This is a genomic window from Rhizobium sp. 05N49 (genome assembly GCF_056396805.1).
Genome location: NZ_JBFTME010000004.1, coordinates 154,930 through 178,651 on the forward strand (window position 1 = coordinate 154,930; position 23,722 = coordinate 178,651).

Genomic DNA, 23,722 nt, shown 5'->3' on the forward strand with positions numbered 1-23,722 from the left:
AAATCTCGAGGAGGTGTGTTGTGACCGAGCCGGTTCTTTCCCTGAGGGGCATATCCAAGCGCTACGGACCGCTCCAGGTTCTGAAAAATGTGGACCTGGACGTCTATCCCGGCGAGGTGGTGGCACTTCTCGGTGAAAACGGCGCCGGCAAGTCGACGCTGTCAGGCATCATTGCCGGATCACGCACACCTTCCGAGGGCTCGATGACATGGCTGGGGCAGCCTTATGCCCCGGCCGCTCCGCGCGAGGCGATCGACAAGGGCGTCGTGCTGATCCATCAGGAATTGCAGCTTCTGCCGCATCTTTCCATCGCCGAAAATGTCTTTATCGGCCGATGGCCCATGAAGAATGGCGTCGTCGACCGCACCCAGATGGTCCGCCGTGCTCAGGAGCAACTCGCGCGGCTGAACCTGCACATTCCCGCGACCCGAAAGGTTGCCGGTCTTTCGACCGCCAATCAGCAGCTGATCGAGATTGCCAAGGCGCTGGCGCTCAACGCAAAACTCCTGATCCTCGACGAGCCGACCGCAGCCCTTGGCGGCGCGGAGACGGAGGCCTTGTTCGAGCAGGTCCGCAAGCTCCGCTCCGAGGGTGTCGGGATCATCTACATATCCCACCGCATGGAAGAGATCAAAAAGATCACCGACCGTATCGTCGTGCTTCGCGATGGAGAGCGCGTCCATGAATTTGCCGACAGCGCGACGCCGGTGCGCACGATCGTCGAGAGCATGGTCGGCCGCTCGCTCGATCGCATGTTTCCGACCCTTCCCGAGCCGACGAGCAGGCCCGTGCTTGAGGTATCCGGCCTGACGTCGCCGGACGATTCCTTCCGCGATGTGAGTTTCGACGTTCATGCCGGCGAGATCCTCGGCATCGCCGGCCTCGTCGGCGCCGGTCGCACCGAGCTCGTGCGGGCGATTTCCGGTGCCGATCCAATCAGCGCCGGCTCGATCAGGCTGGAAGGCGAAGCGCTGAAGCTGCGCAGCCCTGCGGATGCGATCGCCAAGGGCATTGTGATGGTGCCCGAGGACCGCAAGGACCAGGGCCTCGTGGTTGCACATAAGATCAGCGAGAACATCATTTACGCCAATCTCGACAAGCTTGGCGGGCGCTGGCTCACCTCGGGCGTGAAACGCGTTTTCGCCGAAAAGGCGGTGACGAAATTCGGCGTGAAGGGACGCGCGGAGCAATTCGCTTCCGATCTCTCGGGCGGCAACCAGCAGAAGGTCGTCATCGCCAAATGGCTGATGCGTGATCCCAAGGTCGTGGTGCTGGACGAGCCGACACGGGGCATCGATGTCGGCGCCCGCGCCGGCATCTACGACATCATCGTCAACCTCGCCAAACAGGGTGTTGCTGTCATCGTCGTGAGCTCCGACCTCGAGGAGGTTCTCGGCGTGTCGAACCGCATTCTCGTGCTGGCGCAGGGCAAACAGGCAGGCATTCTGAAGCGTGACGAGGCAAACGACGTCTCGGTCATGGAACTGGCGACAATCTAGGCAAAGACAGAAAGGAAGAGCGGTGTCCGACATCTCTCTGAACGCACCAAAACTATTCGATCTCAGCGGCCAGGTCGCCATCGTGACGGGCGCCGGCAGCGGCATCGGGCAAAGGATCGCGATTGGTCTTGCCCAGTGCGGCGCCGATGTGGCGCTTCTCGATCGCCGCACCGATGACGGCCTTGCCACCACTGCCAGCCATATCCGGGCTGCCGGCCGCCGCTCGATCGAGATTGCCGCCGATGTCACCAGCAAGTCGTCTCTGGCGGATGCGGTCGCCCGCACTGAAGCCGATCTCGGGGCTCTCTCGCTTGCCGTCAATGCGGCCGGAATCGCCAACGCCAATCCCGCCGAGGAGATGGAAGAGGACCAGTATCAGACGCTGATGGACATCAACCTGAAGGGCATCTTCCTGTCTTGCCAGGCCGAAGCGCGGGCCATGTTGAAGAATGGCCGCGGGTCGATCGTCAACATCGCCTCCATGTCGGGCGTTATAGTCAATCGCGGTTTGAGCCAGGCCCATTACAATGCCTCGAAAGCGGGCGTGATCCATATGTCGAAGTCGTTCGCCATGGAGTGGGTCGGGCGCGGCATCCGCGTCAACACGATTTCGCCGGGCTATACGGCAACGCCGATGAACACCCGGCCGGAGATGGTACATCAGACCAAGCTCTTCGAAGAGCAGACGCCGATGCAGCGCATGGCCGGTGTCGATGAGATGGTCGGTCCGGCGGTCTTCCTGCTTTCGAATGCCGCAAGTTTCGTGACGGGCGTCGATCTGCTCGTCGACGGCGGCTTCTGCTGCTGGTGATACGATGCGCAAGCTGATCGCAGGCAACTGGAAAATGAACGGTCTCATCTCCTCCCAAGCTGAGATCGAGGCGCTGAAGGGACTAACGGGCGGTGCGACGTGCGATATCGTCGTCTGCCCGCCCCTCACGCTGATCGATCGCGCGGTGGAGCGGGTCAGGGATTCGAACCTGGCCGTCGGCGCACAGGATTGCCATGCGCAGCAGTCAGGTGCGCATACGGGCGATGTCTCTGCTGAAATGCTTGCCGATGTCGGCGCGCGCTATGTCATCCTCGGGCATTCCGAGCGCCGTGTGTCTCACGGCGAAGATGATGAAATTGTCCTTGCAAAGGCGATTGCCGCTCGTCGGGCGGGCCTGATCGCGATCGTGTGCGTCGGTGAAACGCGGCACGAGCGCGATGAAGGGCGAGCGATCGAAGTTGTTGGCGGGCAGCTCAGAGAATCCGTCCCCGAGGGAGCAACGAGCGCCAATCTCGTCATCGCCTACGAACCCGTATGGGCGATAGGAACCGGGCTGGTGCCGACCAACGAACAGATTGAGGAGGTCCATGCCGCGATCCGGCAGATGCTCGAAGAGCGGCTGGGCGATGACGGCCATTCGGTCAGGATCCTCTATGGCGGTTCGGTCAAGGCATCCAATGCCGAGGCGATTTTCGGGCTTCGCAATGTGGATGGAGCGCTGGTCGGCGGTGCTTCGCTGAAGGCATCGGAATTTGCCGGGATCATTTCTGCAGCCGTTTGAAGTCTGGTGAGGAGCCAAGTGTCGCCGGTTTGCAAAACGGCTCTCCGCGAGGCTCCAACGAAAGGATAAAGAGAATGCAACGCTTCGAAAACAAGACCGTGGTTATTACGGGTGCAAGCCGCGGTATCGGTGCGGCGATTGCCAAACGCTTCGCGCGCGAGGGCGCCAATCTCGTGGTTTCCGCCAATGAGGAGAGCGTGCATGCTGTCGCCGGGCAGATCAAGGCCGACGGCGGAAAGGCGATCTCCTTTGTTGGCGACGTCACTGACAAGACAAGCGTCAAAGCTCTCTATGACGCCGCTGAGGAGGCCTTCGGTGCCGTCGACGTCTCAATCCAGAATGCCGGTGTCATCACCATCGCCCGCATCGAGGACATGACCGAGGGCGAGTGGGACAAGGTCATGGCAGTCAATACCAAGGGCGTGTTCCTCTGTGCCCAGGAAGCGATCGCTCGCATGCGCAAACATGGTCGCGGCGGACGTATCATCAACACGGCGTCCGGACAGGCGCGCGACGGCTTCATCTATACGCCGCATTATGCTGCCTCGAAGATGGGCGTCGTCGGCATCACCCAAAGCCTTGCGAAGGAAGTCGCGACCGATGGTATCACCGTCAACGCCTTCTGCCCGGGCATAATCGAAACCGACATGTGGGCCTATAACGACCAGGCATGGGGCAAACTGCTCGGCAACTACGCACCCGGCGAGCTCATGAAAGAATGGGTCGAAGGCATCCCGATGAAGCGCGCCGGATCGGGCGAAGACGTCGCCGGCCTTGTCACTTTTCTTGCAAGCGATGACGCGGCCTATATCACCGGCCAGACCATCAATGTCGATGGTGGGCTGATCATGTCCTAGCGCTGTTCGACAATAGGAAACGGTGCTTTCATCACGGAGAAGCAATTCTCGCGACGTGATCTGTACCCAACCTCTTGCAGAACAAGCCATTCGTCATTTACATAAGCAGTGTTCTCAGGGCGGGGTGCAATTCCCCACCGGCGGTATCGAGGCAACTCGGAGCCCGCGAGCGCCTTCGTGAAAGCGAAGGGTCAGCAGATCCGGTGAGATGCCGGAGCCGACGGTCACAGTCCGGATGGAAGAGAGCAACGCAGAGGACGCCGCTCGGCATGCGGCGTTTCATATGCTTGTTCGCCCAAGGGATAATGGTGGCTTTTGACAGGCCATGAATGCCGCTCACGCGGCTAACCCTTGAAAGGCAGAGAAATGGCAATTTCCAAGATAGAAGATGCGATCGCCGCGATTGCGCGGGGCGAGATCGTGGTTGTCGTCGACGACCGCGATCGGGAAAACGAGGGCGACCTCGTCATTGCATCCGAAGCGATCACCCCGCAGGCAATCGCCTTCATGATGAATTATGCCCGTGGCCTCATCTGCGTGGCCATGGAAGGTGAGCGGTTGGACGAACTGCAGATCCCGCAGATGGTCCCCAACAATACCGAACTCCTGAAGACGGCGTTCACCGTCTCGGTTGACTATATCCCTGAAACGACAACCGGTATTTCAGCCGCTGACCGCGCCGCAACCGTTCGCGCGCTCATCGGCGAGGATTCCCGCCCTGAGGATTTTGCGCGGCCCGGTCATATCTTCCCGCTGCGTGCGCATCCGAACGGCGTGCTTTCGCGTCCGGGCCATACGGAGGCGGCTGTCGACCTTGCAAGGCTTGCCGGCCTGTCGCCCTCGGGTGTCATCTGTGAAGTGGCCAATGATGATGGCACGATGGCGCGTCTGCCGGAGCTTGAGCAGTTTGCCGAGCGGCACGGCCTTCACCTGATCACCATCGAGGATCTCATTGCCTATCGGGGCGCGAGCGCGGCTGGTAGGGCTGCCTAGCTGCCGGTTGAGCAGTAAGCAGAGCGAGCTCAGTCGGCTCAAGGAAGGCCCGAACATTCGGGCCTTCGATATTTTCCAACCCGTCAGACGACGAGTGCCAGCACCGGCCCCTGATCGTCCGCCTTGCCTTCCGGTTCCTGGTCAGCCGTGGCTTCCGGGGTGTCCGAGGCCAGCAGATTGAGCTCCCGACGTTCTTTCTCCGATACGATCGCGAGATCGATGACCTTCTGCAGATTGGCGGCGTGGCGGAAGGTGGGATCGTCCTGCTTGCCGGTCCTGACCGCTTCTGCAAAACGCTGATAATTGGTCAGCACTGCCGGCACCTCGATATCACGCCAGGTGGCGCTTTCAATGTCGTCGCCGAAGCAGCCGCGAAGATCCGAACCATCCGGGCGGTGGATGACTTCGAGGCTGCCTTTTTCGCCATAGATGCGCAGCTTCAGCTCGTTCAGATGGCCGGTCGCCCAGCGGGTCGCATGAATGACGCCGAGCGCGCCATTGGTGAAATCGACCGACATGGTGAAGCTGTCATTGGCATCGAGCATGTACTCGCCAATCTGCCCGCCGGGTGCCTTGTTGAAGGTCTTCAGCCGCGCAAAGACGTGATCGATGTCAGTCGCCGCACCATAGGCGGCAAAATCCAGGATATGGATGCCGACATCCCCGAGCACGCCGTTCGATCCGTGGCCGGTAGACAAACGCCAGAGCCAGCGCGATTCCGTGCGCCAGTCGCCCCAGGCGCGCGATACCAGCCAGCTCTGCAGATAGGACGCTTCCACATGACGAATAGTGCCGAGTTCGCCGGCCAGTACCATCTCGCGGGCGCGCTGCAGCGGTGCGACATTGCGATAGGTAAGGTTCACCATGTTGATGACGCCGGCCGCTTCCGCGGCTTCCGTCATTTCCAAGGCATGCGCATAGTTTTCCGCCAGCGGCTTCTCGCAAAAGACGTGCTTGCCGGCGGCGATCAGCGCGAGGCTTGTCGCGTGGTGGATGCGGTCAGGCGTTACATTTGTGGCTGCATCGAATTCGCCCCAAGCGATCGCCTCGTCGAGCGTGCTGAAGCGTTTTTCGATGTTGAAATGATCGGCGAACTCATCGAGCCGGCCCCGATCCGTATCGACGGCGCCGACCACCTCGACACCGTCGATGGCGAGGAAGTTGGCAACCTGGTTTTTGGCCATCGTGCCCGTACCAAGAACGAGTAGACGCATTTCTATTCTCCTCAGCGGTAACCGGCTTCGCCGGCCTGATGCAGTCTCGGGCCGCGTTCGACGATCGGCTCCAGTGCTTTTTCTACCGGCACATTCGGAGCATCGGTGATGCTCTTCAGATCGCCTTGCGGGTTATAGGCCCACTTCACGCCATTGATCAGCACCTTCTGCACGGTTGCATCGTGATAGGTCGGGTAGGTTTCGTGACCGGGACGGAAATAGAAGATGTTGCCGGCACCACGCCGCCACGTCAGGCCCGAACGGAAGACTTCGCCGCCCTGGAACCAGGAGATGAAGACCGTCTCCAACGGCTCCGGCACGGAAAACTGCTCGCCGTACATTTCCTCGTTTTCCAGTTCGAAATGCTCGCCGATACCGGCTGCGATCGGATGGCGCTGATTGATCGTCCACAGTCGCTCGCGCTCGCCCGCCTCGCGCCATTTGAGTGCGCAGGGAGTGCCCATCAGCCGCTTGAAGATCTTCGAGAAATGGCCGGAATGCAGCACCAAGAGGCCCATGCCTTCCCAGACCCGCTTGGCGACGCGCTCCACGACGACGTCGGACACAGCACCATGACCCTTGTGACCCCACCAGGTCAGGACATCGGTCTCGGCAAGCCGGGCTTCGGTGAGACCATGCTCGGGCTCCTGCAGTGTCGCCGTCGTCGCCGAAATCGCCGGATCCGTGTTCAGCGCCTTGGCGATGGTCGTGTGCATGCCTTCAGGGTAGATGCCCCGGACGATCTCATTGGTTGTCTCATGGATGTTCTCTCCCCATACGACGGTGCGAATGGCCATGACTATGCTCCTTTACAGCAAGTAGCGGACCGGAACCGATGGGAGGCGGTCAGATCCTGTTGGTTTGATGGGTTGTTCAGGCAGCGCCCTTGAAAGGAACCCTTTCGAGGGCGCGTCCGGATTGGTCGAAGCGGTGAATGCGGCCGTTGAGCGGCGATACGCCCAATTGTTGGCCGGGCTGATGGCTGGACACGCCGGTCTCTCGAACGATGAGCGGCTCCGCGGAGCCGATGTCGAGGTAGACGAAACTGTCCGATCCGAGGATTTCGGAATGGATGACGGTACCGGTCCACGCTGGGGCCTGATCGGCGAATTCAATATGTTCGGCCCGGACCCCGATCGTGTGGGCATTATAGGGTGCTGCAAACGGACCGGAGAGAAAGTTCATTTTCGGCGAGCCGATGAAACCGGCAACGAAGATCGAATTCGGGGTCTCGTAGAGTTCGATCGGTGTTCCGACCTGTTCGACAACGCCATCGCGCAAGACACAGATCCGGTCGGCCAAGGTCATGGCCTCGACCTGATCATGGGTGACATAGATCATCGTCGTGTCATGCATGCCGCGATGAAGCTTGGCGATTTCCAGCCTTGTGGCGACGCGCAGAGCAGCATCGAGGTTCGACAATGGTTCGTCGAAGAGAAAGACCTTCGGGTCGCGAACGATGGCGCGGCCGATGGCGACGCGCTGGCGCTGGCCGCCGGAAAGCTGGCGCGGCAGGCGCTCCAGATAGGGCGAGAGCTGCAGCATGCCGGCCGCCTGTTCGACGCGCGCCTTGCATTCTTCCCTGGTCCGGCCGGAGAGCTTCATGCCGAAGGCCATGTTTTCGTAGACCGTCATATGCGGATAGAGCGCGTAGGACTGGAAGACCATCGCGATCCCGCGCTTGGAGGGAGACAGACGATTGACCGGCTCGCCGTCGAAGGAGAGCGTGCCTGACGTTATGTCCTCAAGTCCCGAGATCAGGCGCAGCAAGGTGGACTTGCCGCAGCCGGACGGGCCGACGAAGACCATGAATTCGCCCTTGCGAATGTCCATGCTGACGCCCTTGATGACTTCAAACGCGCCGAAGCTCTTGCGGATATTATCGAGTCTAATTTGTGCCATGTCGCGCTTTCCTCAGCCTTTGACGCCGCCGGCGGTCAGCCCGGAAATGATCCGGCGTTGAAAAATAAGAACAAGGATGACGACGGGCACGGTGACGATGACCGATGCCGCCATGATATTGCCCCAGGGGATTTCGAACTGACTGCCGCCAGAAAGCAGAGCGATCGCCACCGGCACTGTCCGCTGCGCATCCGATGAGGTGAAAGTCAGGGCGAACAGAAACTCGTTCCAGGCCGTGATGAAGGCGAGCAGGCCGGTGGTGACGAGCGCTGGCCACATCAGTGGCATGAACACCTGCGTGATGATGACCCAGGGGGAGGCGCCATCGACGATGGCCGCCTCTTCGATCTCGATCGGCAGATCCCGCATGAAGGTCGTCAGCACCCAGACCGTGAAAGGCAGCGTGAAGATCATGTAGGAGAAGATCAATGCGAAGGGCGTATTGAAGATGCCGATCCAGCGGATGAGCTCGAAAAGCCCCGCCAGGACAGCAATCTGCGGAAACATCGAGACGGACAGGATGGTCAGCATCAGGAGTGCCCGACCCCGGAAATGCACGCGGGCAAGTGCGTAGGATGCGGTCACCGCGAGCAGCAGAGAGGCGGCAACCACGAGGCAGGCAATGAGCAGCGAATTGCCGAGGCTGCGGATGAAGCTGCCCGTCGTCAGCACGCCGGCATAGTTTTCCAGCGAGATCGAACTTGGCCAGTAGGTGACCTCGAAGAGGGCGGTGCCTGCTTTGAAACTCGTCAGGATCGCATAGTAGAACGGGAAGACTGCGATGACGACGATGACGGCGACCAACAGATAGAACAGGGTATTCTTTGTGGCTGTGAGTAGCATCAGTGTTCGCGCCCCCCGAGTTTGACGCGGCCGAGCCATATGTAGAGCACGGTGACCGAGGCGATAATGAGAAACAGAACGGTGGAGGCGGTCGCGCCATAGGCGAACTTGTCGAAATCGAAGAGGTTCTCGCGCGCCATCACCGACATGGTCTTGGTCTGGGCGTTGTTCGGCGTCAGCACGTAGATGAGATCGAAGATGCGCATGGCGTCGAGCATGCGGAAGATTACTGCAACCATGATGGCCGGGCGTATCAGTGGCAGGGTCAGACGCCAGAACACTTTGACGGGATTGATGCCGTCGATCTTGGCAGCCTCGTAGATGTCGGCTGGAACCATTTGCAGGGCTGCGAGGATCAACAACGCCATAAACGGCGTCGTCTTCCAGACGTCGACGATCAGCACGGCAATCATCGCGGTATTGGGATCCGCCGTCCAAGCGATTTTCTGACTGATGAGCCCGAGGCCGAGAAACATGTCGTTGAGGATGCCGAACTGGTCGTTGAGCATCCAGGCCCACATCTTGGCGGAAACGATGGTCGGGATCGCCCAGGGGATGAGGATGGCGGCGCGCACGATGCCGCGGCCAACGAATTGTGCGTTCAACACAAGAGCGACGATGAGGCCGAGCGCGGTTTCGATGGTCACCGATAACAGTGTGAATTTTGCCGTGTTCCAGACCGCGCCCCACCACGCGGGATCGGCCAGCAGTCCTCTGTAGATCGTGCGGCCGCTTTTCAGGGTGACCCAGGAAAGATAGTTGTCGAAGCCGACGAACTTGGCATCACCGAGGTTCGTCAGCGACGCGTTGGTGAAGCTGAAATATATGGTGCGGAACAGTGGCCAGCCGGCAACGATGGCCAGGATCAACAGGGTCGGAGCCAGGAAGATCCAGGCGGACCGGACGCGTTCCGCGCTCAGATCCGAAGAGATCGCTTTTGCGCGCGCGCCCGTGCTCAGATTTTGGGAGACTGCAACTTCACTCATGGAATATCCGCTTCATGAGACAATCGACGACGGCGTTATCGGAAGCGGCAGCGGCGGGAGATCCGACACTGCCGCCTCGATCGGTTACCAGCCGCTGCCTTGCAGCGTCGTCAGATCGGCTTCGAGAAGCTCTAGGTTTTCTTCGGCTGTCCCGCTGCCGGAGAGCGTATTGTGGACGGCAGTCCAGAACTTGGCGGAAACCTCGTTATACTTGACCTTGGCAACAGCCGACGGCCGCGGCACGGCGTTCTCGAAGATCGGCTTCCAGTTCGGCATGAAAGGCTGCGCGGCGGCAATATCCTTGTCGTCATAGAGCGCCGACAGGGTCGGCAGGTTTGAAAGCTCGATAGCGCGCTGCTTCTGGCTATCCTTCGAGGTCAGGAACTTGACGAGTTCGATCGCCGCATCCGGGTTCTTCGAATATTTCGAGACGGCGAGGTTCCAGCCGCCGAGCGTCGAGGAGGGCTTGTCGCCTTCTGCGGCAACGGGAAGCGTCGTCACGTCGAACTTGCCTTTGACGGGGCTGTCGGCGCCGTTGCCCAGCGCATAGGCGTAGGGCCAGTTACGCATGAAGACGGAGTTGCCGGTCTGCCAGACGCCGCGGGATTCTTCTTCCTGATAGGCAAGCACGCCGCTCGGCGAAATCGTGCCGATCCAGCCCTTGGCGCGATTGAGTGCTGCCGCAGCCTTCTCGTTGTTGATTGAAATCGTGCCGTCGGTCTCGATGATCTGGCCGCCGCCCGAGGACTTGACCCATTCCAGCGCATCGCAGGTTAGGCCTTCATAGGCATTGCCCTGGAAGACATAACCCCACAGATCCTTCTGACCGGCGGCGCGTTCCTTTTCCTGGATTTCCTTGGCGGTTGCCTCCATCTCGTCCCAGGTCTTCGGCGGCTGCTTGCCGTATTTTTCAAGAAGATCCTTGCGGTAGAAGAGGGCCGGCGCGTCCGTGTAAAGCGGCATTGCGACCAGGCGGCCATTCACGGTCTGGGAGGCAACGATCGCCGGGAAAAAGTCGCCGACGACGTCCTTGGTGGCATCCTTCAGGTCGACGAACTGGTCTGCCAACTGCGGGGCCCAGATAACATCCGTCTGGTAGACGTCGACATCTGTGTTGCCGGCTGCAAGCCAGAGCCGATACTGCGAAAACTGTTCCGTGGATGAGGACGGCATGGTGACGATCTTGACCGTATTGCCGGTGGCCTTCCCGAAGGCATCGAGCTGCTTACGGAGCAGATCGAGGTTTTTGCCGGTAGAGCTCGCTGAAATGCTGATCTCGGCGGCATAAGACGGTACCGACGCGCCGATAAGCGCAGCCGCGACAGCGGCCGCTGTGAAACGAAACTTCATTTTCTCCTCCCAAAGACCAAATTGAAATCGATTTGGCTGTGAAAACCTGTCAGAAGGTTGATACCCTGTCAAGGCGGATTCTGGGCTGCTACCGGTACTTGTTTAGCAATACAAAATGTCGTTATAAATCAATGGTGAAGTCATGAGTCGTGATTTCCTGAGCCTGGTGGCGGTCATCTAGGCGGCGAATAAAATTGAAATCGATTTGAGAAAATATAGTCGACGGCATAGAATGTGGAATTTGCGAGGCCGATGGTATAGATGCCCGGCAGCGCAGGCGATGAAAGTCTTTTCGGTCAATGAAACTCAAAGAGTTCGCAAAACAACTTGGATTATCTCCGACGACTGTCAGCCGCGCGCTCAGTGGCTATCCCGAGGTAAGCGAGGTGACGCGCGCCCGCGTCGTTCAAGAGGCCGTGCGGCTGGGCTATAGGCCGAACGTCAATGCGGTCAGGCTGAAAACCGGCCGGGTCGGCGCTATTGGTGTTGTCATGGGGCGCGCCGGCGAGTTTCACTTCGCGGAATTCATGGCGGGCATGGCGGAGCGCCTTGTCACGGAAGACACCGATATTCTGGTCATTCCGATGGCCAATCCAGAATCCGATGCAGAGATGCAGCTTTACAGGCGGCTGGCGGAAAGCCAGAGGGTGGATGCAATGATCGTGCATTCGCCTCGACCCAACGATCAGCGCATCGCTTTGCTGCATGAGTTGGGAATGCCGTTTCTCGTTCATGGCCGGTCAGATATCGACGTGCCGCACCCCTGGCTCGATATCGACAATGAAGGGGCTGTGCGCCGTGCGACTTCGCATCTGATCGATCTCGGTCATACGAGGATTGCGATGATCAATGGCCGCCAGGGTGCGACCTATGCTCTGCATCGTGACATCGGTTACCGCAGCGCCTTGCAGAGCTACGGGATCGACGTCGATCCGCAATTGATCGCCAACGGCAATTTTACCGACGAACTCGGTTTTCGCTTTGCACGCTCATTTCTCGAGCAGCCTAAGCGGCCGACGGCATTCGTCGCCGGATCGATGATGACGGCGCTCGGCATTTACCGGGCCGCGCGTTCGCTGGGGCTGCAGATCGGCAGCGATGTCTCGGTCATCGCTCACGATGACGTCTTTCCCTATCTGACGGCCGACAACATGGCCCCGTCTTTGTCGGCTACCCGGTCGTCGATGCGTGCGGCTGGTACGCGTTGCGCTGATCTCGTTCTTCAGCTTCTGGCGGGGCGTTCGCCGACGGAGATTCATGAATTATGGCCGGTTGAACTCATCCTGCGCGAGTCCACCGGGCCGGTGCGAGCGCTTCAGACCTGAGCGACTGACGTTTGCGAAGCATCGCTGACGTCGTCTAGTCGTCAGTTGCCTCAGGGCGAGATGATCTGGGAGGTTGAGCGGACCGAAGCGAGCGTTGCCAGGATTGGAAGATCGGTGAAGGGATGGCCAAAGCTCGCTCCTCGCCGCCGCCATATTGTCAGCGTTTCACGAAGCTTTGGCTTCGAAAGCTGGCGCGAAATCGCCCAGCGATTTCGCCTTCAGAATCATGCCTTCGATATCCTGTTCAACGATCGCTTCAAGATCGGCAAAGCTGTCGATGACGTAGTAGATCGGTTGGAGGATATCGATCCGGTAGGGCGTTCTCAGCACGCTCATGAGATCGAATGGCCGAAATTCGCATGCCGTGCCTTCCATTGCCGCCTTGGCTTCGCTTGGCGATGAAACGATCCCTGCGCCGAAGCAGCGGCGGCCTTGCGGCGTATTGATCAGACCGAACTCGACGGTAAACCAGAAGATACGGAACAGATGCCAGGAATAGCCTTTGCCAAGGCGGACGGCGGCTTCGCCGAAATGTCGGACGAAATTGGCATAGCTCTGGTTGGTGAGCATCGGACAATGGCCGAAAACCTCGTGGAACAGATCCGGCTCCTCGATGTAGTCGATATGTTCGCGACGGCGCAGGAAGGTTGCGAGCGGGAATTTGCCTTGCGACAGAAGTTCATAAAAGCGCGAGGGCGGAATGAGCGCCGGTACACCTTCCACGCCGAAGCCGGTGGTCTCGTTCAGGCGCCTGTTCACATCAAGAAGCTGAGGCACCTTGTCGGGCTTGAGCCCCAGCATTTTAACGCCATCAAGATATTCGCGGCAGGCCGTATTGGCGAGCAGCTTGATCTGGCGCCGGTAGAGTTCGCCCCAAATTGCATCCTCTTCGGAGCTATAGTCATATAGACCATCGGTCCCGGGCAATTTTGCGGTGTAGCTGCTTTCCTTGGTCATGATCTGATCCTCCGGGGACGGCCTCCACGCCATTATCCCCCGGATTTGGAGGATTTTCTTTTCTTTCGTGGTGGCTGTCGTCATATTGGTGGCAAATATTCCCGAGCAGGCTGCCAAAAATGAAAGAATCTGGGAATTTTCGCCGTAAACTTCTACAACTCGTCCAGGCCGACGGCAGCCTCTCGCTGACAGACCTGGCGGAAAAGGCCGGCATGTCTCAGAGCTCGGCCTGGCGGAAGATCCAGGAGCTTGAGGCTGACGGTGTCATCCGCAAGCGCGTGACGCTGCTCGATCCCGGAAAACTCGATCTCAAGCTCTGCGTCATCGCGCATGTAACACTGGAGGATCATCACGAAGAGGCGGTCGCATCCTTCGCCTCGGTGGTTCTGGAGCGGCCAGAAATCATGGAGTGCTACGCCTTGTCAGGCGCCTTCGACTACATGCTGAAGATAAGGGCGAGAGACGTGGAAGGCTACGAAGCCTTCATGACCCGCTACCTCATGCGCAACCCGCATGTGCGCACGGTTGTATCGAGCTTCGTGCTGCGCGAGCTGAAATTCTCGACCGAGCTGCCGCTCTGACGCTTGGTGCCGGATCACTGCGTGCTATCGCGATGTCAATGACCCGGAATGTGTATCGGAAAGCCTTCGAATGTTTTCAGCGTGTCGAGCACGATCGAGGTCTTCACGTGCTGCACCGACTCGTGGGGTAACAGAACGTCGTTGACGAATTTCGAGAGGTCGGCGAGCCCGCGGGTCGCTACCTTCAGGTGATAGTCCATTTCACCGGTCAGCGCATAGGCTTCGAGAACTTCCGGCAATCCGTTGATCAGCTGCGAAAACCTGCGGGCATTGTCCCTGTTGTGGGTCGCAAGCGTCACGGAGATGACCACCAGCATATCCAGACCCAGCTTCTGTTGATCGAGATAGGCCCGGTAGCTGCGAATATATCCCTCGGACTCCAGTCTGGTGCGCCGGCGCGAGCATTGCGAGGGGGAAAGCGCGATCCGCTCGCCCAACTCATTGTTCGTCAACCGGCCATCTTTTTGAAGCTCCTGGAGCAGGCGTAAATCCAATCTGTCGAGCTGTTCATCCATTGCGCAAAACCTCAAGAATCCTCACGAAATGTGCATAATCTTTTCCTCATGCGTGAAGAATGCAAGAACTTTGCATGCGTTTTGCGCCACACTTTGCATATCGAAGTCCAGTTCCCAGGAGGAGAAAATGGGCCCTTTTCCGCATGACGCGCCGCCCTCGGAAATCACTGCCGACAACCCGGCCGGCACCGATGGATTCGAGTTCGTCGAATTCGCCCATCCTGAGCCCGAGAAGCTGCGCGAACTCTTTGCGCGCATGGGCTACGTCCCAGTCGCAAAGCACAAAACGAAAGACATCACCGTCTGGCGTCAGGGCGACATCAACTATGTCCTGAATGCAGAACCCGGCAGCCATGCCGCTCGTTTCGTCTCAGAGCATGGTCCCTGCGCTCCGTCGATGGCATGGCGCGTGGTCGACGCCAGACACGCATTCGATCACGCCGTGTCAAAAGGCGCCGTGCCCTATGAAGGGGACGACAAGGCGCTCGACGTCCCGGCGATCGTCGGTATTGGCGGCTCGCTGCTCTACTTCGTCGAGACCTATGGCGCAAAGGGATCGGCCTACGATGCCGAGTTCGATTGGCTTGGCGAGCGTAATCCGCATCCCCAGGGGATCGGTTTCTACTATCTCGACCATCTCACCCACAACGTCTTTCGCGGCAACATGGACAAGTGGTGGGATTTTTATCGAAACTTGTTCAATTTCAAACAGATCCACTTCTTCGATATCGATGGGCGTATCACCGGTCTGGTGAGCCGGGCGATCACGTCGCCCTGCGGCAAGATCCGCATTCCGCTGAATGAATCGAAGGACGACACGAGCCAGATCGAGGAATATCTAAAGAAGTACAGAGGCGAGGGAATCCAGCACATCGCCGTTGGAACGGAAGATATCTACGAGGCTACCGACGGGCTTGCCAACAATGGTCTACGCTTCATGCCAGGGCCTCCGGAGACCTATTACGATATGTCTTATGAACGCGTGAACGGGCATAGCGAACCCGTCGAACGCATGAAGCGGCATGGCATCCTCATCGACGGCGAGGGCGTGCTGAATGGCGGCATGACAAAAATCCTTCTCCAGATCTTCTCCAAGACCGTCATCGGCCCGATCTTCTTCGAATTCATCCAGCGCAAGGGCGACGAGGGCTTCGGCGAGGGCAATTTCCGTGCTCTGTTCGAGTCGATCGAGGCCGATCAGATCAAGCGTGGTGTCATCGGGACTGCGGCGGAGTAAACTCTTGGGGCTGTCCCGCGCGTCTGAGGAGATGCGCGGCGCTGCAAGAGTTTTCGGGGGAGGAGTTGAGCAATGGACCAGACATCGATCCAGGCTTCCGAGGGTGAAGCAGTGATTGCGAACAAGCTGAAATATATGCCGGGGTTCGGCAACGATTTCGAAACGGAATCGCTTCCCGGCGCCTTGCCGCAAGGCCAGAACAGCCCCCAGAAATGCAATTACGGTCTCTATGCCGAGCAGCTTTCCGGCTCGCCGTTTACCGCACCGCGCGGGACGAATGAAAGGTCCTGGCTTTATCGCATTCGCCCGAGTGTACGCCACACAGGCCGCTTTTCGAATGTTTCCTACCCGCTCTGGAAAACCGCACCTTGCCTGGACGAACATTCGCTTCCCCTCGGGCAGCTTCGCTGGAACCCCATTCCCGCGCCGACCGAAAAACTGACGTTTCTTCAGGGCGTTCGGACAATGACGACGGCGGGCGACGTCACGACCCAGGTGGGCATGGCGGCCCATGCCTATGTCTTCAATGAGGACATGGTGGATGACTACTTCTTCAACGCCGATGGTGAGCTGCTGATCGTGCCGCAGCTCGGTGCCATCAGGGTGTTCACCGAAATGGGCATCATGGATGTCGAACCCCTGGAAATATGCCTCATCCCGCGCGGCATGATGTTCAAGGTTCTGAAAGGTGGCGAACAGCCAGTCTGGCGCGGATATATATGCGAGAATTACGGCGCGAAATTCACCCTGCCGGACCGAGGTCCCATCGGCGCCAATTGCCTGGCGAACCCGCGCGATTTCAAGACACCCGTCGCCGCTTTCGAGGACAAGGAAAAACCTTGCCGCGTCCATGTGAAGTGGTGCGGAAAATTCTACGTCACTGATATCTGCCACTCGCCCCTCGATGTAGTGGCCTGGCACGGCAACTACGCCCCCTTCAAATACGATCTGCGGACGTTTTCGCCTGTTGGCGCGATCAGCTTCGATCACCCTGATCCGTCGATTTTTTCGGTGCTGACCGCCCCGACTGAAGATGCAGGCACGGCGAATGTGGATTTCGTGATCTTTCCACCGCGCTGGCTGGTAGCCGAGCACACTTTCCGTCCGCCCTGGTATCACCGCAACATCATGAGCGAGTTCATGGGCCTGATCCATGGCCAGTATGACGCCAAGGAGGAGGGTTTCGTCCCCGGCGGCATGAGCCTGCACAACATGATGCTCGCCCACGGGCCAGACGCACTTGCCTTTGAAAAGGCATCCAACTCCGAGCTCAAGCCGGTGAAGCTGGATCACACTATGGCTTTCATGTTCGAGACCCGGTACCCGCAGCAATTGACGAAATATGCAGCCGAGCTTGAAACACTGCAGGACAATTACCTGGAGTGCTGGGACGGCCTGGAACGCAAGTTCGATGGAACCCCCGGTATCAAGTGATGCATCAGGTAAATAGGACAGACACCCTCCGGTACGGGAACGGGATATGAAGCTCGCGACGTTAAAAGACTCCACGAGAGATGGCCGGCTTGTCGTCGTCTCCCGCGACCTTACCCGCTGCTCCGAAGTCAGTCACATTGCCCGCACCCTGCAGGCAGCTCTTGATAATTGGGAGCAGGTGGCTCCGAGGCTCGAACAAATTGCTGAGGGCATCGAGGCAGGAGCACAGCCCACGATCCGGTTTCACGAGCACGATGCCGCATCGCCTTTGCCGCGGGCCTACCAGTGGGCCGACGGTTCGGCCTATCTCAACCATGTCGAACTGGTGCGCAAGGCGCGTGGGGCCGACATGCCGGCGAGCTTCTGGACCGATCCGCTGATGTATCAAGGTGGTTCGGACGGCTTCCTTGCGCCGCGAGATCCGATCGTGGTGGCTGACGAGAGCTACGGGATCGACATGGAGGGCGAGGTTGCCGTCATTACCGGCGACGTCGCCATGGGGTCCGGCCCGCAAGTTGCGCGCAATGCCATCCGCCTGGTAGTGCTCGTCAACGATGTGTCGCTGCGCGGCCTCATACCGGACGAACTCGCCAAGGGATTTGGTTTCTTCCAGTCCAAACCGGCATCGGCATTTTCTCCGGTCGCGGTGACACCGGATGAGCTCGGGGAGGCCTGGGATGGCGGCAAGTTGTGTCTGCCGCTGCTTGTGAGCCTGAACGGCAAGGCATTCGGCAAGGCGAATGCCGGCATCGACATGGCGTTTGATTTTGGCCAGCTCGTCGCGCATGCCGCCAAAACCCGCAATCTGGTGGCCGGAACGATCATCGGCTCGGGAACGGTCTCCAACAAGCTGGATGGCGGAGCGGGCAGGGCGGTCGGCGACGGAGGGGACGGCTACTCCTGCATTGCCGAGATACGGACGATTGAGACGATCGAAACCGGGGCGCCGAAGACCCCGTTCATGAAGTTCGGGGATCAGGTCCGCATCGAGATGAAGGATCATGCCGGCCATTCGATCTTCGGGGCGATCGAGCAGACCGTCGAGAAATATCGATAATTCCTTCAGCCGGAATCGTCCTTTGAGGAGCAAGCTGCAGTGAACAACGTCGTTCTTTATGACTACTGGAGGTCATCGGCGAGCTATCGCGTCCGCATTGCGCTCAATCTCCTGGAGATCGATTACGAAACAGTGCCGATCAACCTGCTGGAGGGAGCGCACAGGAAGCCGGAATATCTGGCGCTCAACCCGCAGGGGCTCGTCCCGACATTGGCGATCGATGGGACAACTCTCACTCAGTCACTGGCAATCATCGAATATCTTTCCGAGCTTCGGCCGGAATGCGGGTTGCTGCCGGCAGATAGTTCCGATCGCCAGAAAGTGCGCGCCTTCGCATACGCGGTCGCCATGGACATCCATCCGATATGCAACACGCATGTCGTGGCGCATCTGATGACCGTAACGGACAAGAGCGACGCCCGCGAGGAATGGATGAAGCATTTCATCTCGGACGGACTTCGCAAGCTGGAGGTGATGATCGATCCGGCTGGCGACCGGTTCAGCTTTGGACATACGCCGACGATGGCGGACCTCTGTCTGGTTCCACAGGTCTACAATGCACGCCGCTGGGGAGTGGATATGTCCGACTTCAAGCGGATCGTCGAGATCGATGGCAAATGCGCCAAATTGCCAGCCTTCCAGGCAGCCCATCCTGACCGCGCGAAACCCTGACGCAAAGACGGGTTTGCGGGAGTGCGTGAGCACGAGCGATGAGCCCGCATCCCATCTCGCTGTGCTCCTCGAGCCGACCGTGGGTTAAGCTTACGAGCGTCCGCTCGGATAACCGCGACCGATCCTCTCTCACACGCAGAAGAGGGGCGGACGATATCGCCGGCGTGGTGATATACTCGCTTGCGGAGGAGGTCTCGTGCTGGCCATCGAGGGGTTTGCGCGGTGACACAGGGCTTGGCCACGGCATTCCGCCGCGGCCCTGGAAGGGAAGGAGACAACGCATGAACAATGTAGCGATCCACCCAATCGTGGATTCAGGATACCGGGCGACCGATGCGTCATTTGTCGGCGGCACGCTCGTATGCAATTGCGCGAGCAATCCGGTGAAAGTCCGCGTCAAGGGCGATATTGCCCATAACCATGCCTGTGGCTGCACGAAGTGCTGGAAGCCGAAGGGTGCGGTCTTTTCAGTGGTTGCCGTGGCGCCGACTGCCAACGTCGAGGTTCTGGAGAACGGAAACAAGCTGGCGGTCGTCGATCCGTCTGCGCTCATCCAGCGCCATGCCTGCAAGGATTGCGGGGTCCACATGTACGGGCCTGTCGAGCGCGACCATGCTTTTCAGGGCCTTTCCTTCGTTCATCCAGAACGGTTCCAGGAGAAAGGCTGGGCGGCACCCGGCTTTGCCGCCTTCGTATCGTCGATTATCGAAAGCGGATACGATCCCGGCAAAATGGGCGACGTACGTTCGCGCCTCAAGGGGGTTGGGCTTGAGCCTTACGATTGCCTTTCGCCCGGCCTGATGGACCTGATCGCTACCTGGACAGCGAAAAAAGCGGGGGTTCTCGCGGCCTGATGTGGCGCAGTTCCGCCGGATGCCGTCGCGATCCTCGCGGCGGTGTTCCGGCGCGAGATAGATTTCATGATATTGCACCGGGCAATTCGGCGAGTGCTCGGTATTTCACCCGTCGGCGTTCTTCGCGTGGATATGCTCCCCGCTATCATAAGCCGCGCATCCCCTGAGGAAAATGTCTGCGCACATTCTCGCCCTCGAAGCGATCTCCTCGATATTCGGCGGCGGCAGCTGGCGCAGCATGGTAGCGCGTTGGGGCTCCATGATCATCATGCCGCGCAGCATGCCGCAAGCGGCGTGCGGGTCCTCGAGTTTGATCAGCCCGTGTTCCACCTGACGGCGCAGCCAGTTTTCCATCGACGCGTTGGTGCGCATGATCGCCTTGTCGTAGAAAGAGCTGGCGAGCTCGGGAAAGCGGTCGGATTCGCCGATGACGAGGCGTGTAATCGTGATCGTGTCCTGCGAAAGCGTCAGCATGCCATAGGCCATCAGCATGCGTTCCAGCCCCTGGCGGAGTTCGGCCGTTGCTAACGTGCCGGGATCGAGCGCCATGAGAAAGCGTTCCGTGCGATTCGAGACCATTTCCGAAAACAGATCTGCCTTGGTGGGGAACAGGCGATAGAGCGTCTTCGTCGAAACGCCGGCTTCCTGGGCGATTGCGGCGATGCTGACTGCGGCATAGCCATTCTCGTGAAACTGCTTGTTGGCGGCTTCGATGAGCACGCCGCGCGTATCCTCGTCACAACGCACCTGCGGCCTGCCCCGTGGCTTCTTCTCGATATCGTGATTTTGGACCATCGTGATTTTCCAAATTCTTGTTGACTTCTCCTTTTTAACCCATATTTTGGAAAATATCAAGTTTCCTAAATTGGACTTGAGCCGAATTTCAAGGCCGCAGCCGAGACGACGGCGACCTTCCACAAGGAGAGTGACGATGTCCGCCAAGAAGCTGTATGCCCTGAATAACAACGCCGCCACGGCCGATGGGCCGGTCACCGAAACGACAGCGGAAGCCATGCCCGCGAGCCTTGATGCCGGCAAGACGCCGCGTGTCGCTGAGCCCGTCACTCCGGCTGCGGAAGCACCGGGTCGTAAACGTGTTGGCCGTTCCCTGCTGCTCGGTGTGGCCGCCATCGCCATCATCGCTGCGGCTGCCTATTATGGTCACGATTATTGGACGGTCGGGCGCTTCGAAGTCTCCACCGATGATGCCTATGTCAAGGCAGACAGCACGACGGTCGCTCCTAAGGTCTCAGGTTATCTTTCAAAGGTCCTCGTCAGCGACAATGAAACAGTGAAGGCCGGCCAGCCGCTTGCCCGCATCGATGACCGCGATTTTCGTACTGCGCTTGACCAGGCGAAAGCCGATGTCGCTGCTGCCGAAGCCACCGTCAATGCCAAACAGGCTTCGCTCGACATCCAGCAGTCGACCATTGCCGCCGCTCGTGCCACGCTGGATGTCGACAAGGCCAACGAGACCTTCGCCGAGCAGAACAACAAGCGCTACACCAACCTTGCCACCAACGGTTATGCCCCGGTCCAGACGGCCCAGCAGGCAGCGTCCGCGATTGCGGCTGCCCAGGCAACGATCGTTCGGGATACGGCGGCTCTCGACGCCGCGACCAAGCAGGTCGAGCTTCTGAATGCCGAACTTGCCCAGGCCAAGGCAACGCTTGCCCATGATCAGGCTGTCGCACAGCAGGCCGAGCTCAACCTCTCCTATGCGACGATCGTCGCTCCGATCGACGGCACGGTTGGCAACCGTACGCTGCGCGTCGGTCAATATGTTCAGGCCGGCACGCAGCTGATGGCTGTGGTGCCGACGACGGCTGCTTACATCGTCGCCAATTACAAGGAGACACAGCTGACCGATGTCCATGCCGGCCAGCCCGTCGCTATCGAGGTCGACATGTTCCCGGGCCGCACCTATCACGGCCATGTCGACAGCCTGTCGCCGGCAAGCGGCCAGGAATTTGCGCTGCTGCCGCCCGACAACGCCACCGGCAACTTCACCAAGGTCGTTCAGCGTATCCCGGTGAAGATCGTGCTTGATGGCGATGCTGCCGAAAAGGGCGATCTGCGCCCCGGCATGTCCGTCCAGCCGAGCATCGACACCAAGGTCGATGCTAGCGGCAACTAAGCGAAGGGGCAGGAGATCGTGTCATGTCCAGTATCGCAACAACATCAGGTGCCATCCCGCAGCCGGGTGCCAGCACCAAGGCCAGCACAAGGGATTGGATCGCCGTTCTCGCCGGCATGATCGGCGCCTTCATGGCGATTCTCAATATCCAGATCACCAATGCCTCGCTTCTCGATATCGAGGGCGGCATCGGCACAGGTGTCGATAACGGCGCCTGGATCTCCACCTCCTATCTGATCGGCGAGATCGTCGTCATCCCGCTGACGGCTTATTTCAGCAACGTTTTCTCGTTCCGCCGCTATATCCTCGTCAATTCCATCCTCTTTCCGCTCTTTTCGATGGCCTGTGCCTTCGCCCATGATCTCGGCACGATGATCCTGCTGCGCGGCCTGCAGGGCTTTGCCGGCGGCGTGCTTATCCCCATGGCCTTCACCATGGTGCTGACCAAGCTGCCGAAGAACCAGCAGCCGCTTGGCCTTGCCGTCTTTGCCTTGTCGGTCACCTTCGCCCCGGCCATCGGCCCGACGATCGGGGGCTACCTGACGGAGAATTACGGCTGGCAGACGATCTTCTTCATCAACACCATCCCGAGCCTCCTCATGGCGGCGGCTCTCGCTCTGACGCTTGAAAAGCAGCCGATGCAGCTTCACCTCCTGAAGGAGGGCGACTGGGCCGGCATCGTCACCATGGCAATAGGCCTTTCGGCTCTGCAGACCGTGCTGGAAGAGGGCAACAAGGACGACTGGTTCTCCTCGCCCTTCATCGTCAAACTCGGTATCGTGGCCTTCGTCTTTCTGGCCGCCTTCATCTGGATCGAGCTCACGGTCAAGAAGCCGCTGGTAAAGCTGCGCCTGCTTACCCAGCGCAATTTCGGTATCGGCGTGCTGGTCAATGTGCTGGTTGGCGTTGCACTCTTCGGCACCGTCTACATCCTGCCGCAATATCTTGGCCAGGTTCAGCGGTATAATGCCGAGCAGATTGGCAACGTACTCGCCTGGACCGGTCTGCCGCAGCTCCTGCTCATCCCGCTGGTGCCTGTGTTGATGAAGCGGTTCGACGCGCGCTACATAGGCTTCCTCGGCATCTCGATCTTCGCGATCAGCTGCTTCATGAACATCACACTTTCGGCCAACAATGCCGGCGACCAGTTCTGGATCCCGAATATAGTGCGTGCCATAGGCCAGGCGCTCGTTCTGACGCCGATCACCGCCATCACCACGGCCGGCATCGCACCGGCAGACGCTGCCGCCGCCTCTGGTCTCACCAACATGCTGCGCAATCTCGGCGGTGCGGTCGGCACGGCTTCGCTCGGCACCATTCTGACGAAGCGCGAGCAGTTCCACTCGAATATCATCGGCCAGTCGATCACTTTGACCCGTGACGAGGTGCGCGACCGCCTGACCCAGCTCTCAGGCTACTTCACCCAGCACGGTGTCACCGATCCGGCCGTCGCATCGCAGAAGGCGATCGTCGCCCTTGGCCAGATCGTCAAACGCCAGGCACTGATCATGGGTTTCAGCGATACGTTCGCCGTCATCGGTGTGGTGCTCGCGCTGGCAGCAGTTGCTCTGCTCTTCACGAAAAAACCGCAGGCCGGCGGAGGCGCCGGCGCCCATTGAGATGACGATCTCAATCCTGCCAGCCCAATCATCTGCTGCAGTTTGCACCCGGTCGGAGACGACCGGGTGCACTCAGCTAAGTACCTCGGCATCAGTTTTGCGCCTTTCCGGCAGGGCATCAGCAGATGGCACGGAGC

At 59.4% G+C, this 23,722-nt stretch carries 23 protein-coding genes and 1 riboswitch; of the genes, 14 read left to right on the plus strand and 9 right to left on the minus strand.

What is annotated here, in order from left to right; translation table 11 throughout:
- Nucleotides 1-20: 20 nt before the first annotated feature.
- From AC1DF8_RS10335 to ribB, 5 genes are all read left to right on the plus strand, one after another.
- Complete coding sequence (locus tag AC1DF8_RS10335) at nt 21-1,499, plus strand: sugar ABC transporter ATP-binding protein (RefSeq protein ID WP_113145177.1); 1,479 nt, start codon at nt 21-23, stop codon at nt 1,497-1,499.
- Nucleotides 1,500-1,521: 22 nt separating this feature from the next.
- Nucleotides 1,522-2,310, plus strand: coding sequence for an SDR family oxidoreductase (locus AC1DF8_RS10340; RefSeq protein ID WP_112546489.1), 789 nt, complete (start codon nt 1,522-1,524; stop codon nt 2,308-2,310).
- A gap of 4 nt (nt 2,311-2,314) precedes the next feature.
- Nucleotides 2,315-3,052 carry a triose-phosphate isomerase gene (tpiA, locus tag AC1DF8_RS10345; protein ID WP_112971687.1) on the plus strand — a complete coding sequence of 246 codons (738 nt, stop codon included), beginning with the start codon at nt 2,315-2,317 and terminating at the stop codon, nt 3,050-3,052.
- A 74-nt stretch (nt 3,053-3,126) separates the two neighbouring features.
- Nucleotides 3,127-3,909 carry a glucose 1-dehydrogenase gene (locus AC1DF8_RS10350; protein ID WP_478153330.1) on the plus strand — a complete coding sequence of 261 codons (783 nt, stop codon included), beginning with the start codon at nt 3,127-3,129 and terminating at the stop codon, nt 3,907-3,909.
- Nucleotides 3,910-4,015: 106 nt separating this feature from the next.
- A riboswitch (FMN riboswitch) is annotated at nt 4,016-4,160 on the plus strand.
- 115 nt (nt 4,161-4,275) lie between these two features.
- Entirely contained in the window at nt 4,276-4,902 is a 627-nt protein-coding gene (ribB, locus tag AC1DF8_RS10355; RefSeq protein ID WP_478153332.1) for a 3,4-dihydroxy-2-butanone-4-phosphate synthase, read from the plus strand.
- An 83-nt stretch (nt 4,903-4,985) separates the two neighbouring features.
- Here ribB and AC1DF8_RS10360 read toward each other — a convergent pair whose 3' ends face one another.
- The 6 genes from AC1DF8_RS10360 to AC1DF8_RS10385 all read right to left on the minus strand — a co-directional run bounded on the left by AC1DF8_RS10360 (nt 4,986) and on the right by AC1DF8_RS10385 (nt 11,197).
- On the minus strand, nt 4,986-6,116 hold the full coding sequence (locus AC1DF8_RS10360; RefSeq protein ID WP_478153334.1) for a Gfo/Idh/MocA family protein: 1,131 nt from the start codon (nt 6,114-6,116) through the stop codon (nt 4,986-4,988).
- A gap of 11 nt (nt 6,117-6,127) precedes the next feature.
- Nucleotides 6,128-6,913: a ThuA domain-containing protein gene (locus AC1DF8_RS10365; protein WP_478153336.1), complete on the minus strand. Its 786-nt coding sequence runs from the start codon at nt 6,911-6,913 to the stop codon at nt 6,128-6,130.
- Nucleotides 6,914-6,989: 76 nt separating this feature from the next.
- Entirely contained in the window at nt 6,990-8,018 is a 1,029-nt protein-coding gene (locus AC1DF8_RS10370; RefSeq protein ID WP_478153338.1) for an ABC transporter ATP-binding protein, read from the minus strand.
- Nucleotides 8,019-8,030: 12 nt separating this feature from the next.
- A complete protein-coding gene (locus AC1DF8_RS10375; protein WP_113208279.1) occupies nt 8,031-8,861 on the minus strand; it encodes a carbohydrate ABC transporter permease in 831 nt (276 codons plus the stop codon).
- Nucleotides 8,861-9,847 carry a carbohydrate ABC transporter permease gene (locus tag AC1DF8_RS10380; protein ID WP_112972693.1) on the minus strand — a complete coding sequence of 329 codons (987 nt, stop codon included), beginning with the start codon at nt 9,845-9,847 and terminating at the stop codon, nt 8,861-8,863. The genes AC1DF8_RS10375 and AC1DF8_RS10380 overlap by 1 nt, the downstream gene beginning before the upstream one ends.
- A gap of 84 nt (nt 9,848-9,931) precedes the next feature.
- Complete coding sequence (locus tag AC1DF8_RS10385) at nt 9,932-11,197, minus strand: ABC transporter substrate-binding protein (RefSeq protein WP_113116674.1); 1,266 nt, start codon at nt 11,195-11,197, stop codon at nt 9,932-9,934.
- Nucleotides 11,198-11,496: 299 nt separating this feature from the next.
- Here AC1DF8_RS10385 and AC1DF8_RS10390 point away from each other — a divergent pair, with 299 nt between their 5' ends.
- The gene (locus AC1DF8_RS10390; RefSeq protein ID WP_112546103.1) at nt 11,497-12,522 is read left to right on the plus strand and encodes a substrate-binding domain-containing protein; all 1,026 of its coding nucleotides are present in this window, start codon (nt 11,497-11,499) and stop codon (nt 12,520-12,522) included.
- Between the two features lie 165 nt (nt 12,523-12,687).
- Here the strand turns inward: AC1DF8_RS10390 and AC1DF8_RS10395 are convergent, their stop codons facing one another.
- Nucleotides 12,688-13,479, minus strand: a complete 792-nt coding sequence (locus tag AC1DF8_RS10395; RefSeq protein ID WP_113202187.1) for a phenylalanine 4-monooxygenase — start codon at nt 13,477-13,479, stop codon at nt 12,688-12,690.
- 119 nt (nt 13,480-13,598) lie between these two features.
- Here AC1DF8_RS10395 and AC1DF8_RS10400 point away from each other — a divergent pair, with 119 nt between their 5' ends.
- Nucleotides 13,599-14,060 (plus strand): Lrp/AsnC family transcriptional regulator, encoded by a 462-nt coding sequence (locus tag AC1DF8_RS10400; RefSeq protein WP_478153342.1) that lies wholly within the window; start codon nt 13,599-13,601, stop codon nt 14,058-14,060.
- Nucleotides 14,061-14,095: 35 nt separating this feature from the next.
- Here the strand turns inward: AC1DF8_RS10400 and AC1DF8_RS10405 are convergent, their stop codons facing one another.
- Nucleotides 14,096-14,575: an Lrp/AsnC family transcriptional regulator gene (locus AC1DF8_RS10405; RefSeq protein WP_478153344.1), complete on the minus strand. Its 480-nt coding sequence runs from the start codon at nt 14,573-14,575 to the stop codon at nt 14,096-14,098.
- A 127-nt stretch (nt 14,576-14,702) separates the two neighbouring features.
- Between AC1DF8_RS10405 and hppD the strand changes: the two genes are divergently transcribed.
- The 5 genes from hppD to gfa all read left to right on the plus strand — a co-directional run bounded on the left by hppD (nt 14,703) and on the right by gfa (nt 19,829).
- A complete protein-coding gene (gene hppD / locus AC1DF8_RS10410; protein WP_478153346.1) occupies nt 14,703-15,812 on the plus strand; it encodes a 4-hydroxyphenylpyruvate dioxygenase in 1,110 nt (369 codons plus the stop codon).
- Nucleotides 15,813-15,884: 72 nt separating this feature from the next.
- Entirely contained in the window at nt 15,885-17,246 is a 1,362-nt protein-coding gene (gene hmgA / locus AC1DF8_RS10415) for a homogentisate 1,2-dioxygenase (RefSeq protein WP_478153348.1), read from the plus strand.
- A 46-nt stretch (nt 17,247-17,292) separates the two neighbouring features.
- Nucleotides 17,293-18,303, plus strand: coding sequence for a fumarylacetoacetate hydrolase family protein (locus AC1DF8_RS10420; RefSeq protein WP_478153350.1), 1,011 nt, complete (start codon nt 17,293-17,295; stop codon nt 18,301-18,303).
- A gap of 39 nt (nt 18,304-18,342) precedes the next feature.
- Nucleotides 18,343-18,975, plus strand: coding sequence for a maleylacetoacetate isomerase (gene maiA / locus AC1DF8_RS10425; protein WP_478153352.1), 633 nt, complete (start codon nt 18,343-18,345; stop codon nt 18,973-18,975).
- Between the two features lie 281 nt (nt 18,976-19,256).
- Nucleotides 19,257-19,829 carry an S-(hydroxymethyl)glutathione synthase gene (gene gfa, locus AC1DF8_RS10430; RefSeq protein WP_112972684.1) on the plus strand — a complete coding sequence of 191 codons (573 nt, stop codon included), beginning with the start codon at nt 19,257-19,259 and terminating at the stop codon, nt 19,827-19,829.
- A gap of 105 nt (nt 19,830-19,934) precedes the next feature.
- On the opposite strand, the gene AC1DF8_RS10435 is transcribed toward gfa, so the two are convergent.
- On the minus strand, nt 19,935-20,624 hold the full coding sequence (locus AC1DF8_RS10435; RefSeq protein WP_478153354.1) for a TetR/AcrR family transcriptional regulator: 690 nt from the start codon (nt 20,622-20,624) through the stop codon (nt 19,935-19,937).
- Between the two features lie 136 nt (nt 20,625-20,760).
- Here AC1DF8_RS10435 and AC1DF8_RS10440 point away from each other — a divergent pair, with 136 nt between their 5' ends.
- Nucleotides 20,761-21,966, plus strand: coding sequence for an HlyD family secretion protein (locus AC1DF8_RS10440; protein ID WP_113145188.1), 1,206 nt, complete (start codon nt 20,761-20,763; stop codon nt 21,964-21,966).
- A gap of 23 nt (nt 21,967-21,989) precedes the next feature.
- A complete protein-coding gene (locus AC1DF8_RS10445) occupies nt 21,990-23,585 on the plus strand; it encodes a DHA2 family efflux MFS transporter permease subunit (protein WP_478153356.1) in 1,596 nt (531 codons plus the stop codon).
- Nucleotides 23,586-23,722: the final 137 nt, after the last annotated feature.